Raw genomic sequence first — 15,756 nt, forward strand, 5'->3', positions numbered from 1 at the left:
TTATTGTCGCGCTAAACGAATAGGGCGAGGCATCCATGTTAAATCCGATACACGACATGGATTAATGTCTAATCCGCCACGACGTGTATAGGTGGCATACACCATCAGTTTTTCAGGATTCAGGTTTTGCCAGATGTCGGCAAACATCTGTTCAACACATTGCTCATGAAAACCGTTATGCTGACGGTAAGAAATAATATAAGCCAAAATACTGCGATAACAAGGTTTTTTACCCTGATAGCGGATAAAAACTGTGCCCCAGTCAGGTTGACCGGTGACCGGACAGTTACTTCTCAGTAAATGTGAATACAGTTGCACTTCGACCTGTTCGTCTTGCTCGGCATCGTGCTGTAATAAGGATGCATCCGGATGATTTTCCAGTCGGGTCGGGCTTAAGTCATCAATACATATGCCTTCAGGATGGCTAATTGCCAGATCATCGACAGATAACAGTTCCAGATTGACCTGTGCCTGTGCCGCGGCTGATAAATCCTGCTCGACGGTATTGATCAGCGCGTCTGTTGAAGCAAAGGTGCTAAAGTTCAAACTGTTGAAATACAGCTTTAAAGATTTCGACTCGATTAAATTTGGTGAGGTGGCAGGCAAGTGAATCCGGCCAATAGCAACTTGCGGAACGCCGGCTGCATTTAACCAGGACATCTCAAAGACATGCCACCAGTCTTTACCTTGCTGAATACCAGCCACATGCGCATATTTTTCCCGCGCTTCAGCACGCGCAATCGGAAACAGCACATCAGGTTGATAAGTTGTAGGGTACTGAGTGTCTTTACCCAATAAAGAATTTTCTACGCTCATTATTCACGCATTCCTGAACCACGGGAGAGTAAATGATAGGCAATGCCATATAACACAGCACAGCATAATGTAATCACGCCTAAGGAAACGGTCACGTTGACATCGCTATGTCCTAAAATGCCATAACGGAAGGCGTTGACCATATACACTACAGGGTTAATTAAAGAAAGGTTTTGCCAAAACGGCGATAATGCACTAATTGCATAGAACACACCACCTAAATAGGTGAGCGGTGTTAGCACAAAGGTTGGAATAATGGAAATATCATCAAATGATTTGGCATAAACGGCATTAATAAAACCGCCTAAAGACAGTAATAATGAAGTGATCAGTACGGTATAAATAGTCACAAACCAGTTGGTAATGTATAGGTCGGTGAAAAACAGGCTCATTAAGGTCACAATAATGCCGACCAGTACGCCGCGACATACTCCACCCAGCACATAGCCCCACAAAATGGCATGTAATGGCACCGGACTCATGATCAGTTCTTCAATGCTTTTCTGGAATTTGGCACTAAAGAAACTAGAGGAGACGTTGGCATAACTGTTGGTAATGACCGCCATCATGATCAGGCCGGGCACAATAAACTGCATATAGCTAAAGCCGCCCATTTCCCCAATACGTGAACCGACCAGATTACCGAAAATCACGAAATATAGACTCATGGTGATGGCCGGTGGTAACAGGGTTTGTGGCCAGATCCGCATAAAACGGCGGATTTCCTTATGAACCAGCGTATACAGCGCAACTCTTAATTGATTAAAGTTCATTGCGCGACTCCTGCAAGATTTTTCTCTACCATCTTCACAAATAATTCTTCAAGACGATTGGCCTTGTTGCGCATACTGCGCACCTGTACCCCTTGTGATTCCAGTAACTGGAACAGCTCATTCACGGTATGGGCCTTGTCCATAGTCACTTCCAGGGTCAGCGGATCGACCAGATTAAAACGTACCCCGATAATATCCAGATGAATGGGCTGAATCGGCTGAACTAGATCGAAAATAAAGGTTTCTTCATTCAGCTGGTTCAGGAAGCCTTTCATGGTGGTGTCTTCTTTAATCACACCGCGGTCAATAATGGCAATCCGGCGGCACAGCATTTCCGCTTCTTCCAGGTAGTGGGTGGTCAGAATAATGGAAGTGCCACTATTGTTCATTTCAATCAGGAAATCCCACATCGAGCGGCGCAGTTCGATATCGACCCCGGCGGTCGGTTCATCCAGAATCAGCAATTTCGGTTCATGCATCATGGCGCGGGCAATCATCAAGCGGCGTTTCATCCCGCCAGATAGCATTCGCGCTTGCGTGGCACGTTTATCCCACAGCCCCAGTTTTTCTAAATACAGTTCGGCGCGCTGCTGCGCCACTTTTTTGGGAATACCGTAATAACCGGCCTGGGTCACCAGAATATCAAAGGTTTTTTCAAAATGACCAAAGTTAAACTCTTGTGGTACCACGCCCAGACACTGTTTGGCTTGAGAGGGATGGGTATCCAGATTGTGGCCAAAAATTTCCACGGTGCCCGAGGTTTTCTTGGTTAAGGAGCTAATGATACTGATCGTTGTAGATTTGCCTGCACCGTTGGGACCCAGCAGCGCATAAAATTCACCTTCAGGTACAGTCAAATTGATACCTTTTAAGGCCTGAAACCCATTGCGATAGGTTTTAGACAAGTCTCTTAACGTCAATGCATCAGTCATGAAAATCTCGCATGGTGTAGGGAGAGGCTATTGTGAGCGATATTGCCCAATAAACCAAGTAATCTACCGGGAATTCTGCATCGTATATTTGGAACGATTGCTTAAAGCATAAGCATAAAAATAAAGAACTTATATATAGTTGCTTTACCTTGTGCATTTTTTTGTTATGATGTGCGACGCGCGCTCGTAGCTCAGTTGGATAGAGTACAAGTTTCCGAAGCTTGGGGTCGTGGGTTCGATTCCCGCCGGGCGCACCAAATTCTGATCCATAAAAAACTATAAAAATTACCAAGATTCAATCATTTAAAACTATTTACTTCAGTTTTGAACCAAAATCCTTTCCATAATCTGGCTTGAATAACGAATGCTGAACCATCATCGTAAGACAGTGCTTATTGGTCTGCCTTTCTATATTTGGTTAAAAAGTAGTCATTGAACTGCATTTTCTTTGCATTTTTTATCTTTATTTTGATTAAAGAATCATCCTTTCTAGATTTTTATCGCCTCATCACCCACAAAATAGAAACATCCGTTTTAAGCTTTAAACAGGACAGAAAGGCTGAATAAAAAATCTGTTTAATCAGAAAAATCTCGTCGCTATACCAGATCAGTTTAGTGAGATATAGAAGCACCTAAATTTAAATAATCTATATGATTTTAAAATATTTTTTCTTTATATGACTGGCATTGAGATGGCATATCAAAAATAAGCATAACTGTCGGATGAATTCGCCATAGCCGGAAGCGATTTTTCAGCCTATAAATGTCGCAGGGTAAATTATTAAAACACCATAAGAGTCAGAACAATGGGTTATATCGTTAAATTAATTCCTGAAGAAGTCTATTTTGTGCCGAATGATCATGAAATTGGCATGACAGAATCGCGTGAAAAAGCAATTGCAGAGGGTCTGTTTTTCGAATATGCCAATGCGCGGGCAAAAGTCAGGCTGTTTAATAAAGACCTGGTTGAAAATATTGATTACATCATTGAATCGACCAGCGAAGATCCGGTGCAACTTAAGTAAAGCTAGACATAATCCAAGAAAAATAGTCAAAGAAAAAAGGACGCTGAATTGAGCGTCCTTTTGATGAATAGGGGATCAATGAGTCGTATCTAGCTTATTCATTATGGATGATTCGGTTCCTGATACACAATCAGGGCCGTTAAAATAGGAACTGCGAAGGCTGGAATTAACAGCATAATCCAGTACTCGACGCTTGGCATGTTGCTCAAGAATTGATACACGATAAAACCTAGACCTAAAACTGCAAACAGGCAGAATGCAAACAGAATAATAAATTTTTGCATCTTCAATTCCTCTTTTAATTTAATGTCTCAAGTTCACTATAACGGATAACGCAGAATTTAGAAAAAGACTTATGTTTCATTCTGTTGCCGGCGATTGTTTGCTATCAATCTAGCGATAGAGCAGGGTGAAAATGAGAGCAGATGCGCTGAGAAAAATAAGGCTGAATTTCACGACAGAAATATAATAAGCCTGATTAAGTTTTGTTCAATAGGCTTTTTGCTATACAAATGCTGAGAAATGTTAGAAGGCTTGCCAATCCAAGCCGAAGGGGACTATAGTGAACCTACAGTAGGTCGCAAAACAAAGACGCTACGATGTAGTTGGACGGATCAATGACAGCTTGTTGAGTTTGTAACTCCGGTTCAAACAATAGATCTAGCACTAGCCTTCCAACATAAAAAAGCTCGCAGCAATGCGAGCTTTTTCTTGCTTAAAATAATGATGAATTGAGCGTCACATTGAGCAAATTGTTAAGAATAAGAAAAACCGGATAAAATGTTAAACTATAAAAATCAATCACTTATTTTTAATTGTAATGACCTAATAAAGCATAGAATTAACATTGTCAAACAAATTAACAACTCTGTTTAGTCAAACTTGAATCAGCTATGCTATAACAAATTGTCTTCAAGAAAACCAATGATAAGAGGAAATAATCATGAGCCAATTAATTGATATTAAAGTAGAAGATCAGTATCAGCACCGTTATGATGCCAAAGCACAGCTGCGTCAGATTGCTGAAAATGCCAAAACAGCTGAATTGCCGTTATTTAAGAAAATTGACCATATTATTGTCGAGGATGAAATTATCCTGCCAAGTATTGAATTATTTTTTGAAAGCCAGAAGAGCAATAATATTTATAAAATTATTGAATAGAAAGAAACTTAGCATTTGCTAAGTTTCTTGTTTTAAGCTGGCCTAAGCGGTTTCAAACTGATTCAGCACATGCGCCAACAGTTGATAAAGCGCCAGACGATTTTTATTGGCCTGCTCAACTTCTGTTTTATTTAAGCGGATTTCTTTTTTCAAACGACCTTGTGTACGTTGTTGTACACAGACATGCTGCGAAGATACCGGATCATTTTTAAGCGTTAATTGTGGGCCTTGATGATAATGAAACAAGGCATGCAAACATTGATCCAAGCTCGGATAAAAATGAGAAATGGTTAAGGCGGTGAGGTTCGCAGACTTAGGGATATGCCGACTCATACGTCTTTACTCTTTATTTATAAGTGACCTGATTCTAAAAGACTTGTGCCCATTTTGCATGCATAAAGTTGTAAAAAGCGATGCTTGATCTTCAAGGACTTCAAAACAGGTGATGATTTCACTCTAACCGCTTTAAATCAGGCCGACATCCACATCGTATTTATGAAATTCCTGCAAAATGCTGCGCAGCATCTGTTGGGCGGTTTCATCTGCAGCGTTCAGGATGATTTCCTGATTGCGGGTGCTGTCGAAGCATTCAATCGCCTGAATCAGCCAGCGCTGTTCATGTTCGGTGCTGTGAATGATGATACGGCGGGGCTGTAACTGTGCGGAAACCTGACGTGGAATGACATGGGTAATGGCCAGCTGAATCTGCTTGAGTTCGTCTTTAGGACTTAAAAAGGTGATGACCCAGTTACCAACTTTGCTGAGTTGCATCGGATTATCAAAGGTTTTAAATTGCAGGTAGTGCAGGGCAGACATGCTTCATTCCCAACAGAATACAGAGCTGTTGTTATGCCGTGCTGTGGCCAATCTCACTATTGGTCTTAAGTCTTAGTGTTTTAAGAAAGGATTGCTTATTTTTAATTATTTTTCTAAAAGCTGAACAATAACCACTATTTATAAAGGTTTTTAGCGCATATAAAGAAAATTCTTAGATGAAAAAAGACTTAAAGCAAAGCAAAATTATATGAATCTTCAGGACTTTGCAGGCTCTGCAGCGAAAAGTTAATCTGCTGTAAAGCCTGGTTCAGTTCTTTTGGTGGCAAACGCGATTCCTGTAATTCGGTAATCCACTGCATTTGACACAGTTTCAGGCTACGAATATCCGGTGCAGCCTGAATGCGGAGAATAAGCTGTTTGGCCATTAGACCACAATAACGCTGCAACAAGCTGGCCATTAATTGCTTGGTGTCTTCAAAGCTCAAGGTAACCAGCGGTTCTGGCTCTGGCTCCACTTCTGGCGGTACTTCAATTTCCAGGACCGGAATTTCTGGAGCAATCGCAGCAGGTTCAGCTTCAGCCACTTTGGCCGCTGAAGACGGGGCAATAATATGTTCGACCCATTTTTCCACCAGTTTTGGTACCGGCGTATTTAAGGTGGTTTTAATTTCTGAACGTAGGGTAGAGGCTGCTTCACTTTGCGGTTCGGCTTGAGCTGGCACCAAAATTTCTGCTTCGGCTGGCTCGGTCGAAGCAGAGCTGATTAAACCCATCTCCAGCAATTGTTCAATTAATTCTGGCGTAGCAATACGCTGTTTAAACTGGTCGCCCAATTGCTCGAAATCTTCGGTTCCAATTAGCACCAGAAGACGGCGTTGACGTGCATTCAATTGCAGCTGGCGTTGTTGCAGGGCGTCAATGCCCAACTGTGTTTTATGATAATGAATCATGCCTTAATTTATTCCCCAAATAAATTAAGGCTGACTATAAAGAATGAAAATTACACTAATATGAAGGGTTTATGACATTGTTGGGCTTAGAGTGTGACGATGTTGGCGTTCTCAAGGGCTTTTCTTAAATAAGGGTCAAGTTCATCCTGACGCAGCAACCATTGGATATAATCATTTGGTAAATCGGCAATGGCTGTACCACGATGCTTACCAAAACTCATGACGCGTGGAATACGGGCGTCTTCAGATGCAGCATATAAGGCTTCAATACTGTCAATTTGCAGATGATGCACAATATGCATCAGGATATTGGCGGTCAAAATAATATCCATATCGGCCCGATGGGCTTTTTTAATCATATCGCGGGCTTTTTCGCTGCCTTTGCCAATCATGTAAATTAAGGCAGAAATGTTGTGTGCTTCAACATCGGGCCAGACCAGACGCGCCAGAGCAAGGGTACAAATCGCCTTAATATGAGAAGTATCAACACCGCATTTTTGAATGGCGCGAATGTCATAATCAATATTGTGACCAATGATATACAGCGTTTCTTCAGGTAGGCAGAAGCTGGTGTAATGCGGCTGATCAATCAGGTCGGATTCCAGAATATGATGCACGGCCATCGCGGCATAGGAAATCGGTTCATCGACCTGATAAAACTGGTCAAAAATTTGCGATTTATCCAGGCTGATTTTGCCCTGTTGTAATTGAATGGGCGCATAGGCAACTTCGATCGGATAACCATTCAGGGTATGGGTTTCAGTGTCGAGAATAATCGCGTGCATGTGCTCATTCGCTTGTTAAGGGATTTAAAAAGCAATCTAACACTATCATGTTGAAAGTTACAGGGCTGTCGGGCGAATAATCGGCATTTGTGGGCCGTTCAGCTTATCTATTTTAAAGATAAGTGACTCTATTTTAATACAATACACTTATATATTAATTGAACTGATATTGCCTGAGCGCAGCAAACAGCGTAAAAGTGAAAATTGCGAAGGACGCAACTTTAGAATAATACCTGTATAAGGATAATCAGATGAGAAAAATATGGCTTAGCGTGGCGTTGGCCAGCAGCAGTTTATTTTTAACGGCATGTAATGATGACAATGACAACAGCGCAGTCATCATTGATGATGGTATTCCGAAGCATAATATTAGCCAGCCAGTAGTAAAAGCTGAACTATATTTAGACCAGGATTCAAATGCAAATATGGTCTTACAGTCGGTTAGTGCTTCACAAACCTTGATGACGTATAAAATGTTGGGGGTGAATGGGCAGGAAACACAAGCTACGGCCTTGCTGTTTGAGCCTAATCAGCCTAAACCGGCTGGTGGATGGCCCATTGTGGTCTGGGCACATGGCACTACGGGCGTCGCCGATATTTGTGCACCAAGCCGTCAGGGCCTGAAAGGCAATGAATATTTTATTGCGCGCCTGCTGGCTGAAGGTTATGCCGTGGTCGCTCCAGATTATGAAGGGCTGGGCGAACCGAGTGGACAAGAGCTGCATCCGTTCTTGAATTTAAAAAGTCAGGCTTACTCCATTACCGATGCGGTTGTGGCGGCACATCAACATTTTAACAATAGCGCTGAAACACGCTGGACCGTGGTCGGTCATTCCCAAGGTGGACAGGCGGCTTTAGGTGCAGCGCAATATGCATCCCGGGCGCAATTAAATTATAAAGGTGCGGTGGCCATAGCGCCGGCATCTTCCCTGAGCATGATTCTTAGCGGTGGAGAACAGCAGGCAGCAGCAGAACCAGATCTGAGCAAAAAAATACAGATTCTGGCTCCATTAGATACTTTCACGGCATTAATTACGGCAGGTCTTAGAAATAGTCATCCAACCCTGCAATACTCTGAAGTGTTCAAGAACCCGACCGATCTGCTCGCGGCAGAAGCCGAGTCGCTGTGTAATGCTGATCTTGGCGCAGCATTCGGTGGAGAAATGATGAAGTATGCGCAGACCTATGGCAACTTGGCCGCTTATCCACGTACTCAGACCGACTTTATGACTACGGTTCCTGAAATTAAAGATTTCCTGACCCAGGCATCACAGCCATTAACTGTTAAGATTTCAACGCCTGTGTTTATTTATCAAGGCTCTGCCGACCCGACCATTCCAAAACAGGTCACTGATTTTCTGGTACAGTCTGCACGCCAGCAGGGAACCAGAATTCATTATGTCACCGATCAGGACTTACCTATAGATCAGAAATGGGATCATGGCTCTGTATATGTCGATAATTGGGATGAGATTGTGGCAGATGTGAAATCGATCATGCCTACCCAATAATTTTTTCAATTCCGGTAAAGATAGAATTAATGATATAGCTCATGTTTTTATAAAAACATGGGCTATTTTTATGCAAAACTGATTAAAGTTGATGGGTAAAAAATATAAAGTTCATGTTACAATATGCGCCAATCTTAGCACGGCTTAAAAGCCCTACATGAATAGGACCTCGCTAATGTTTGCCAATATCTCTATTGCTGACTTTGATCCAGATTTAGCTCAAGCAATCTCTAATGAAGATGCGCGTCAAGAAGCACATATTGAGCTAATCGCTTCAGAAAACTATTGCTCACCTGCAGTAATGGAAGCTCAAGGTTCAAAACTGACCAATAAATATGCAGAAGGCTACCCAGGCAAACGCTATTACGGCGGTTGTGAATATGTAGACGTTATTGAACAATTGGCTATTGACCGTGCTAAAGAACTCTTTGGTGCTGACTATGCTAACGTTCAGCCACACGCAGGTTCTCAAGCAAACTCTGCAGTTTACCTGGCATTACTGAACCCGGGCGACACGGTTTTGGGTATGAGCCTGGCTCACGGTGGTCACTTGACTCACGGTGCAAAAGTTAGCTTCTCTGGTAAAACATATAACGCGGTTCAGTACGGTTTAAACCCTGAAACTGGCGAAATCGACTATGAAGAAGTTGAACGTCTGGCTTTAGAACATAAACCACGCATGATCGTTGCTGGTTTCTCTGCATACAGCCAAATCGTAGATTGGCAGCGTTTCCGTGACATCGCAGACAAAGTAGGCGCTTACCTGTTTGTGGATATGGCACACGTGGCTGGTCTGGTTGCTGCAGGGGTTTACCCGAACCCGGTACAAATTGCTGACGTCACTACAACCACTACCCATAAAACACTACGTGGTCCACGTTCTGGTTTAATCCTGGCTAAAGCCAACGAAGAAATCGAGAAGAAATTACAATCTGCTGTGTTCCCAGGCAACCAGGGTGGTCCATTGGTTCACGCGATTGCTGCAAAAGCAATCTGCTTTAAAGAAGCAATGGCGCCTGAATACAAAGCCTATCAACAACAAGTTGTGAAAAACGCACAAGCGATGGCTGAAGTGTTAATCGAACGCGGTTACGATGTGGTATCTGGCGGTACGAAAAACCACTTGTTCCTGTTATCTTTAATTAAACAGGACATCACCGGTAAAGATGCGGATGCTTGGTTAGGTGCTGCTCACATCACTGTGAACAAAAACTCTGTACCAAACGATCCACGTTCTCCATTCGTCACTTCTGGTATCCGTATTGGTACACCAGCAGTAACCACACGTGGTTTCGGCGAAGCTGAAGTACGTGAACTGGCTGGCTGGATCGCTGACATCCTGGACAGCAAAGGGGATGAAGCTGTAATTGCTGATGTCAAAGCAAAAGTTGAAGCTGTTTGCGCGAAATTCCCGGTTTACGCGAAATAAGCCCGCACTTGAGAAAAAGCTCCCTCAAGGGAGCTTTTTTTATAGGTGCTAAAAAACAAATTGCAATTATTCAGCCGGATTAAATTCTGCTATAACAGTTGCATAGCACTTGTGAAATAGATCAATTATTTTTATTTTTGGCTGATAATGATAAAGGAACAAAGAATGGATAAACCGACAATTATTTTGTCTGAACAAGACTTGCACCGTTTAGAAACCATGCTTGAACATCAGTCTAAACTTACCCCGACCATGGAACATCTGGAAGATGAGCTGGCGCGTGCCGAAGTGGTTGCACCGCAAGATGTGCCAAGCAATGTGGTGACTATGAATGCCCGCGTGCTGGTGACCATCGCACCTTTCCCGGAACCAACCGAAATTACGCTGGTGTATCCGCATGACTTCCGTGGCGATAAAGGCCAGGTCAATGTACTGGCACCTGTCGGGGCGGCTATTTTAGGGCTGGCTGAAGGGCAGGAAATTGAATGGCCACAACCGGATGGTCATATTATGAAAGTCCGTATTGATAAAGTGTTGTATCAGCCGGAACGTGAAGGTGATTATTTATAATCTCCGCTGCGCGAAAAATTAAAGCCCTCAGTTGAGGGCTTTTGTGTCTTTGCAGTTTGGCTTAAAAATTTGATAAGTATGCGCGAAAAGGAGAGGATTCACTCTCTGTCATTGATCAGTAAAATATTGTTAATTTTAAATATTCCGCTTTTACTGCATTTGCAAAAAGCTACAGCTTGCTTTATATAAAAGTCTTAGTATAAAAAATGATTTGATCAAGCTGATGATGTTATGCCGCAAATAGATGTGTTAGAACCATTAACAGAGCTGGAGCTGAACCGGGATACCATTCTCTCGATCAAGCGTCATGAGCTGGTGCCGGTATTAAATGACCAGTACAAATTAAATCATTATGCCGATGCCCTCATTCAGTCGCAGGCAGTGCTGTTAAACGGGATTGATCCGCACATGACCCAGCAGCTCAGTCAAACCATTGAAGAACTAATTCGCATGCTGGCGGATTCCAAAAAATATCTGAAAAAACGCAAATTTAATGCGCTGCAAAAATGGCTGGGGATTGATCTGGAATATGGTTCCAGTCAGGTGGAATATTATAAAAAGCTGGACCGCTTACTCGATCAGGCCAATCATTTAAGCCAGAAATTACAGATCGAAATTCAGAAATCTCAAGCGCGTTTTCAGCAGTTACGTGGCTTAAGAGAGCAGATGGCGCAGCATATTGTCGCCGCTGAAGAATTTTTGACTGAATATCCAAGTTTTGTGAAACATCAACATCCTTTAGATAACTTCTCGGAACGATTATCTAAAAAAATAAATACACTGCGCACACTGCAGGCGAGTAATGATATTGCCATTACCCAGATGCAGCTGAGCCAGCAGCTGTCATTTACCTTGTTGGACCGGTTTAAGGAAGCGCAGCAGGTGCTGATTCCGGCCTGGCAATATCATGTCAAACAAAGTCAGCAAAGCAGCTCGACAAGTGAGCTGGAAAAGCTTGATAATAGTCGGGAAAATCTGATTAAAACGCTAAAAAAATCACTCGAAAACAGCTCTAAATAGAATCAAATATAAGGTGACGTATGACCCATCCTGAACAGGTAAATGCCGTGGTGGAAGCCACAACCGAAGAAAATCAGCAGAAATTCCAGGCGCTCAATTTACAGGAAATTGGCTTGCAGCCATCCGATTTCAATGAGGTCATGGCCGCGCGTAAAGAACTGGCCGACTTAAGCCATAATTCGGTGGCGGAATATGGGAAAAATATTGCCACCAAAACTTCGACTTATACTGATGAACTGCTTCATCTGGTGCAGAATAAAGATCTGGATGCGACCGGGCAAAAGCTGAATCAGGTGGTACAGGTGGCGCAGCAGTTAAATACCAGCAGTATTCTCAACAAATCGAAAAGTTCCGGTTTTTTTGGCAGCCTGATCAGCAAGTTTAAAGGTGCCAAGCAGAATTTTGACCAGCACTTTAACAGCACCAAAGAACAGATTGATGTACTGGTCAAGGAAATTGAAACCTCGCAAAACGGCTTAAAAACCCGTGTCGATACCCTGGATAAAATGTTTGAAGGCGTGCAGGAAGAATATAAACAGCTAGGGATTTATATTGCCGCTGGTCAGCTCAAACAGCAGGAAATTCAGCATCAGATTGGCCAGTTAACCACGCAGGAGCAGGACCAGAGTACCACCCAGAAAGTTTATGATCTAAATCATCTGGCCAATAATCTGGAAAAACGCGTCAGTGATTTACAGGTGTTGCAGCAATCGGCCATGCAGACCCTGCCAATGATCCGGATTATCCAGTCCAATAACCTGATGCTGGTCGACAAGTTTTATGCAATTAAAAACATTACCTTACCGGCCTGGAAAAACCAGATTAGTCTGGCAATTTCCTTAAATGAGCAAAAGAACAGTGTGCAGCTGGCCAACAGTATTGATGATGCCACCAATGAGCTGCTACGCCGTAATGCCGACCTGTTACATCAGAACTCGGTCGATACCGCCAAAGCCAACCAGCGTTCAGTGATTGATATTGAAACGCTTGAACATGTGCAAAACACCCTCATTAAAACAGTCAATGATGTGATTCAGGTGCAAAAAGAGGGAATGCAAAAGCGTGCCGAAGCAACCACGCGTTTACGTGTGCTGCAAGATAACCTGAATCATCTGGTGCTTGAATCAAGTTCGAGCGGTTCCAATCCTTCCTGAGTAAACTCTGGCTCGGGAGTATTGCAAACGTAAGGAGAATACATTGCCCTTAGATGATTATGCGGTACCGACCGAGCACATCAATAGCGGTGTGCTGGCGCTGAAAAAGCGCCAGCGCAATCTGATGTTGCTGGGTATAACCTCCAGCACGGTGTTCATTGCCTCCATTATTGCTTTTTTTGTACAGCAAGATTTTGTCTATGGCTTTTTTGGCCTGACCACACAGGTCGAACAGCTGCATATTCCTTTAACGGTTGATGCAAACCTGGCGATTTTAGAACAGCAACCGGATTATTTTCTGGGGCTGTTGTCTTGGTTTGGCTGGCTGTTTCTGAAATTATTGCTGTCGTTTATTGGCGCCTTTTTTGTGGTGCATTTTCTCAAGAAAATCCGCTTTTTCTATGTGCGCTTTCAGTCCTTTATCCTGAAGTTTGTCGGCTGGTTAATTGCTTTTATCGTGCTGTGGTCAGGTCTGACCTATCTGCAATATGATCTGAAAAATGATGATTATGATGCGCAGCAAAAAATTGTCTATTATGACAAGCACCTGGCAGAAAGTGAGCTGGCGCGTTATCTGGCAGATGCACCGCTGGATACACCAGTCAAATCCTATTTGCTGGCGCAAACCGCCTTGTTGCATCAACCACCGGATAAAGCCGCAGCTATTCCGCATGTGTTGAATCTGGTGAAGGCCGAGCAGCAGAATCCGGATTTTATTCAGTATGGTTTCAAGCCAGAACAGCTCTGGTCAATGCAGCAACAGGTCTATGGTAAAACCCTGACCCCAATGGCAGAAAGCGTGAATAAACAGGTGGTTCAAGCCGAGCGTTTAAGCCAGTTTGTACAGATTCTGGTGATTGCAGTGGCGATTGTGTCGGCCATTTTTAGCCTGATTTTCTTTGTGTTGGCACAAAGTTTTAAAAAGCGGGCATTAAGAATTGAGCAGCGGATTTTTTAATGCTGATGAGGCTCCTGTGGGAGCCTTTTTCTGGTAGATGATTTTTATCGCGTTGTTACAATTTAGATTGATTCATCCATAAAGTATATTGATTTGTAAAAGCGATCATTAATATAAAAACAAACTGTTTTATCTATTTTAAAATTTGGCCTATGATAGCGGTATTGAAAAATTTGACTCCTTAGGAGACGTTAGCAATGTTAGATCAAAATACCACAGCCCAATTAAAAGCCTTGTTAGAACGCCTTGAAGGTCCAATCGAATTAGTGGCCACTTTAGATAGCTCTGACAAATCAGACAAAATCAAAGAACTGGTAACTGAAATTGCCGCCCTGTCTGATCAGGTGACTGCACGCTTCGATGGTAACAACAAACGTGCACCAAGCTTTGGTGTTGCCAAAGCCGGTGAGCAACCGCGTGTATTCTTCGCAGGTTTGCCAATGGGCCATGAGTTCACCTCTTTGATTCTGGCATTGTTACAAACTTCGGGCTATGCACCAAAAGTGTCTGATGAAGTATTAGCTTCTATTAAAGACTTGGGTATCCAATCGGACTTTGATGTGTTTGTATCGTTAAGCTGCCATAACTGTCCAGACGTGGTGCAGGCATTGAACCTGATAGCCATCTATAACCCGGGTACTACTGCCACTATGATTGATGGTGCATTCTTCCAGGATGAAGTGGAAGAACGTAAGATCATGGCGGTACCGATGGTATTCCAGGACGGTAACCACATCGGTCAGGGTCGTATGACACTGGAAGAAATCATTGCCAAATTAGACACCAACTCTGCAGCCAAAGAAGCAGAAAAGCTGAATGCCAAAGCTGCGTTCGATGTACTGGTGATTGGTGGTGGACCTGCCGGGAACACTGCAGCGATTTATGCAGCACGTAAAGGCATTAACACCGGTATCGTGGCGGAACGTTTTGGCGGTCAGGTGATGGACACCATGGACATTGAAAACTTCACTTCAATCAAGAAAACCCAAGGTCCAAAATTTGCCGCTGAAATGGAAGCACACGTACGTGAATACGGTGTCGACATCATGAACCTACAACGTGTATCTGACATTAAAGGTGCAGATGAAACAGCCAACGGTTTAGTTGAAGTGACCTTGGAAAACGGTGCTAAACTGGAATCGAAAACTGTGGTGCTTTCAACCGGTGCACGCTGGAGAGAGATGAATGTCCCAGGTGAAGCAGAATACCGTACCCGTGGTGTGGCTTACTGCCCACACTGTGATGGTCCTTTGTTTAAAGGCAAACGTGTTGCAGTTATTGGTGGGGGTAACTCCGGTGTGGAAGCCGCGATTGACCTGGCGGGTATTGTTGAGCATGTGACACTGGTGGAATTTGATACCAAGTTACGTGCCGATCAGGTATTGCAAGACAAACTGAACAGCTTGCCAAATACCACAGTGATTAAAAATGCACTTTCAACAGAAGTCGTGGGTGATGGTTCACAAGTGACAGCGCTGAAATACAAAGACCGTGCAACGGATGAAGAGCATACGGTTGAACTGGCGGGGATCTTTGTACAGATCGGTTTGTTGCCGAACACTGACTTCCTGAAAGGAACCGATGTTGAGCTAACTAACCGTGGTGAGATTGTGATTAACGAGCGCAATGAAACCAATGTCAAAGGTGTGTTTGCTGCAGGTGACTGTACTACAGTGCCGTACAAGCAGATCATCATCGCGACTGGTGAAGGCGCGAAAGCATCCTTATCTGCCTTTGATTACATCATCCGTTCTGGACAGTAAGTAAAATTAGAATAGGGCCTGAGTTCCCCAATACCCAGGCCCTATATGCGGTAAAATATCAAAAAATAGTTATTGTTTTTTTTACAGGAACTGAGATCGCTAACAGCTCAGTTCCTTTTTTTGTTGTACCC

The 15,756-nt window shown here is 43.3% G+C and carries 17 protein-coding genes and 1 tRNA gene; 10 read left to right on the forward strand and 8 right to left on the reverse strand.

Features of this window, described 5'->3' with window-relative positions; translation table 11 throughout:
* Genes queF through FTT64_RS06465 form a run of 3 tightly spaced genes read right to left on the reverse strand, consistent with a single transcriptional unit; the run spans window position 1 to window position 2,521 of the window.
* Complete coding sequence (queF, locus tag FTT64_RS06455) at window positions 1-816, reverse strand: NADPH-dependent 7-cyano-7-deazaguanine reductase QueF (protein WP_005179110.1); 816 nt, start codon at window positions 814-816, stop codon at window positions 1-3.
* Window positions 816-1,589: an ABC transporter permease gene (locus FTT64_RS06460; RefSeq protein WP_005179108.1), complete on the reverse strand. Its 774-nt coding sequence runs from the start codon at window positions 1,587-1,589 to the stop codon at window positions 816-818. Before FTT64_RS06460 ends, queF begins: the two co-directional genes overlap by 1 nt.
* The gene (locus FTT64_RS06465; RefSeq protein ID WP_005179107.1) at window positions 1,586-2,521 is read right to left on the reverse strand and encodes an ABC transporter ATP-binding protein; all 936 of its coding nucleotides are present in this window, start codon (window positions 2,519-2,521) and stop codon (window positions 1,586-1,588) included. Before FTT64_RS06465 ends, FTT64_RS06460 begins: the two co-directional genes overlap by 4 nt.
* Before the next feature lie 180 nt (window positions 2,522-2,701).
* Between FTT64_RS06465 and FTT64_RS06470 the strand changes: the two genes are divergently transcribed.
* A tRNA-Arg gene (locus FTT64_RS06470) sits at window positions 2,702-2,778 on the forward strand.
* Between the two features lie 549 nt (window positions 2,779-3,327).
* Entirely contained in the window at window positions 3,328-3,546 is a 219-nt protein-coding gene (locus FTT64_RS06475; RefSeq protein WP_075166960.1) for a hypothetical protein, read from the forward strand.
* Window positions 3,547-3,647: 101 nt separating this feature from the next.
* Here FTT64_RS06475 and FTT64_RS06480 read toward each other — a convergent pair whose 3' ends face one another.
* Window positions 3,648-3,830 (reverse strand): hypothetical protein, encoded by a 183-nt coding sequence (locus FTT64_RS06480; RefSeq protein WP_005179103.1) that lies wholly within the window; start codon window positions 3,828-3,830, stop codon window positions 3,648-3,650.
* A gap of 659 nt (window positions 3,831-4,489) precedes the next feature.
* On the opposite strand from FTT64_RS06480, the gene FTT64_RS06485 reads away from it, so the two are divergent.
* Window positions 4,490-4,708 carry a hypothetical protein gene (locus FTT64_RS06485; RefSeq protein WP_005179101.1) on the forward strand — a complete coding sequence of 73 codons (219 nt, stop codon included), beginning with the start codon at window positions 4,490-4,492 and terminating at the stop codon, window positions 4,706-4,708.
* A gap of 42 nt (window positions 4,709-4,750) precedes the next feature.
* On the opposite strand, the gene FTT64_RS06490 is transcribed toward FTT64_RS06485, so the two are convergent.
* From FTT64_RS06490 to FTT64_RS06505, 4 genes are all read right to left on the reverse strand, one after another.
* Window positions 4,751-5,041 carry a hypothetical protein gene (locus tag FTT64_RS06490; RefSeq protein WP_005179099.1) on the reverse strand — a complete coding sequence of 97 codons (291 nt, stop codon included), beginning with the start codon at window positions 5,039-5,041 and terminating at the stop codon, window positions 4,751-4,753.
* A gap of 132 nt (window positions 5,042-5,173) precedes the next feature.
* A complete protein-coding gene (locus tag FTT64_RS06495) occupies window positions 5,174-5,524 on the reverse strand; it encodes a hypothetical protein (protein ID WP_180182152.1) in 351 nt (116 codons plus the stop codon).
* A gap of 188 nt (window positions 5,525-5,712) precedes the next feature.
* The gene (locus FTT64_RS06500; protein ID WP_180182151.1) at window positions 5,713-6,435 is read right to left on the reverse strand and encodes a hypothetical protein; all 723 of its coding nucleotides are present in this window, start codon (window positions 6,433-6,435) and stop codon (window positions 5,713-5,715) included.
* Window positions 6,436-6,521: 86 nt separating this feature from the next.
* On the reverse strand, window positions 6,522-7,220 hold the full coding sequence (locus tag FTT64_RS06505; RefSeq protein ID WP_180182150.1) for a putative quorum-sensing-regulated virulence factor: 699 nt from the start codon (window positions 7,218-7,220) through the stop codon (window positions 6,522-6,524).
* A gap of 251 nt (window positions 7,221-7,471) precedes the next feature.
* Between FTT64_RS06505 and FTT64_RS06510 the strand changes: the two genes are divergently transcribed.
* The 7 genes from FTT64_RS06510 to ahpF all read left to right on the forward strand — a co-directional run bounded on the left by FTT64_RS06510 (window position 7,472) and on the right by ahpF (window position 15,625).
* Window positions 7,472-8,731, forward strand: coding sequence for an alpha/beta fold hydrolase (locus FTT64_RS06510; RefSeq protein ID WP_005179093.1), 1,260 nt, complete (start codon window positions 7,472-7,474; stop codon window positions 8,729-8,731).
* Between the two features lie 175 nt (window positions 8,732-8,906).
* Window positions 8,907-10,160 (forward strand): serine hydroxymethyltransferase, encoded by a 1,254-nt coding sequence (gene glyA, locus FTT64_RS06515; protein ID WP_005179092.1) that lies wholly within the window; start codon window positions 8,907-8,909, stop codon window positions 10,158-10,160.
* A 165-nt stretch (window positions 10,161-10,325) separates the two neighbouring features.
* Complete coding sequence (rnk, locus tag FTT64_RS06520; RefSeq protein ID WP_005179090.1) at window positions 10,326-10,730, forward strand: nucleoside diphosphate kinase regulator; 405 nt, start codon at window positions 10,326-10,328, stop codon at window positions 10,728-10,730.
* Between the two features lie 231 nt (window positions 10,731-10,961).
* Entirely contained in the window at window positions 10,962-11,750 is a 789-nt protein-coding gene (locus FTT64_RS06525) for a tellurium resistance protein (protein WP_104470294.1), read from the forward strand.
* 20 nt (window positions 11,751-11,770) lie between these two features.
* Entirely contained in the window at window positions 11,771-12,904 is a 1,134-nt protein-coding gene (locus FTT64_RS06530) for a toxic anion resistance protein (protein ID WP_180182149.1), read from the forward strand.
* Window positions 12,905-12,947: 43 nt separating this feature from the next.
* Complete coding sequence (locus FTT64_RS06535; protein ID WP_104516546.1) at window positions 12,948-13,862, forward strand: hypothetical protein; 915 nt, start codon at window positions 12,948-12,950, stop codon at window positions 13,860-13,862.
* Between the two features lie 197 nt (window positions 13,863-14,059).
* Entirely contained in the window at window positions 14,060-15,625 is a 1,566-nt protein-coding gene (ahpF, locus tag FTT64_RS06540) for an alkyl hydroperoxide reductase subunit F (RefSeq protein ID WP_016659189.1), read from the forward strand.
* Window positions 15,626-15,756 lie beyond the last annotated feature (131 nt).

This window comes from Acinetobacter sp. Q186-3, from assembly GCF_013420655.1.
Lineage (GTDB): Bacteria > Pseudomonadota > Gammaproteobacteria > Pseudomonadales > Moraxellaceae > Acinetobacter > Acinetobacter indicus.

Bases quoted from the DNA above. Each gene is read 5' to 3' on its own strand.
- queF (WP_005179110.1), bottom strand. From the start codon at position 816: ATGAGCGTAGAAAATTCTTTATTGGGTAAAGACACTCAGTACCCTACA.
- FTT64_RS06460 (WP_005179108.1), bottom strand. From the start codon at position 1,589: ATGAACTTTAATCAATTAAGAGTTGCGCTGTATACGCTGGTTCATAAG.
- FTT64_RS06465 (WP_005179107.1), bottom strand. From the start codon at position 2,521: ATGACTGATGCATTGACGTTAAGAGACTTGTCTAAAACCTATCGCAAT.
- FTT64_RS06475 (WP_075166960.1), top strand. From the start codon at position 3,328: ATGGGTTATATCGTTAAATTAATTCCTGAAGAAGTCTATTTTGTGCCG.
- FTT64_RS06480 (WP_005179103.1), bottom strand. From the start codon at position 3,830: ATGCAAAAATTTATTATTCTGTTTGCATTCTGCCTGTTTGCAGTTTTA.
- FTT64_RS06485 (WP_005179101.1), top strand. From the start codon at position 4,490: ATGAGCCAATTAATTGATATTAAAGTAGAAGATCAGTATCAGCACCGT.
- FTT64_RS06490 (WP_005179099.1), bottom strand. From the start codon at position 5,041: ATGAGTCGGCATATCCCTAAGTCTGCGAACCTCACCGCCTTAACCATT.
- FTT64_RS06495 (WP_180182152.1), bottom strand. From the start codon at position 5,524: ATGTCTGCCCTGCACTACCTGCAATTTAAAACCTTTGATAATCCGATG.
- FTT64_RS06500 (WP_180182151.1), bottom strand. From the start codon at position 6,435: ATGATTCATTATCATAAAACACAGTTGGGCATTGACGCCCTGCAACAA.
- FTT64_RS06505 (WP_180182150.1), bottom strand. From the start codon at position 7,220: ATGCACGCGATTATTCTCGACACTGAAACCCATACCCTGAATGGTTAT.
- FTT64_RS06510 (WP_005179093.1), top strand. From the start codon at position 7,472: ATGAGAAAAATATGGCTTAGCGTGGCGTTGGCCAGCAGCAGTTTATTT.
- glyA (WP_005179092.1), top strand. From the start codon at position 8,907: ATGTTTGCCAATATCTCTATTGCTGACTTTGATCCAGATTTAGCTCAA.
- rnk (WP_005179090.1), top strand. From the start codon at position 10,326: ATGGATAAACCGACAATTATTTTGTCTGAACAAGACTTGCACCGTTTA.
- FTT64_RS06525 (WP_104470294.1), top strand. From the start codon at position 10,962: ATGCCGCAAATAGATGTGTTAGAACCATTAACAGAGCTGGAGCTGAAC.
- FTT64_RS06530 (WP_180182149.1), top strand. From the start codon at position 11,771: ATGACCCATCCTGAACAGGTAAATGCCGTGGTGGAAGCCACAACCGAA.
- ahpF (WP_016659189.1), top strand. From the start codon at position 14,060: ATGTTAGATCAAAATACCACAGCCCAATTAAAAGCCTTGTTAGAACGC.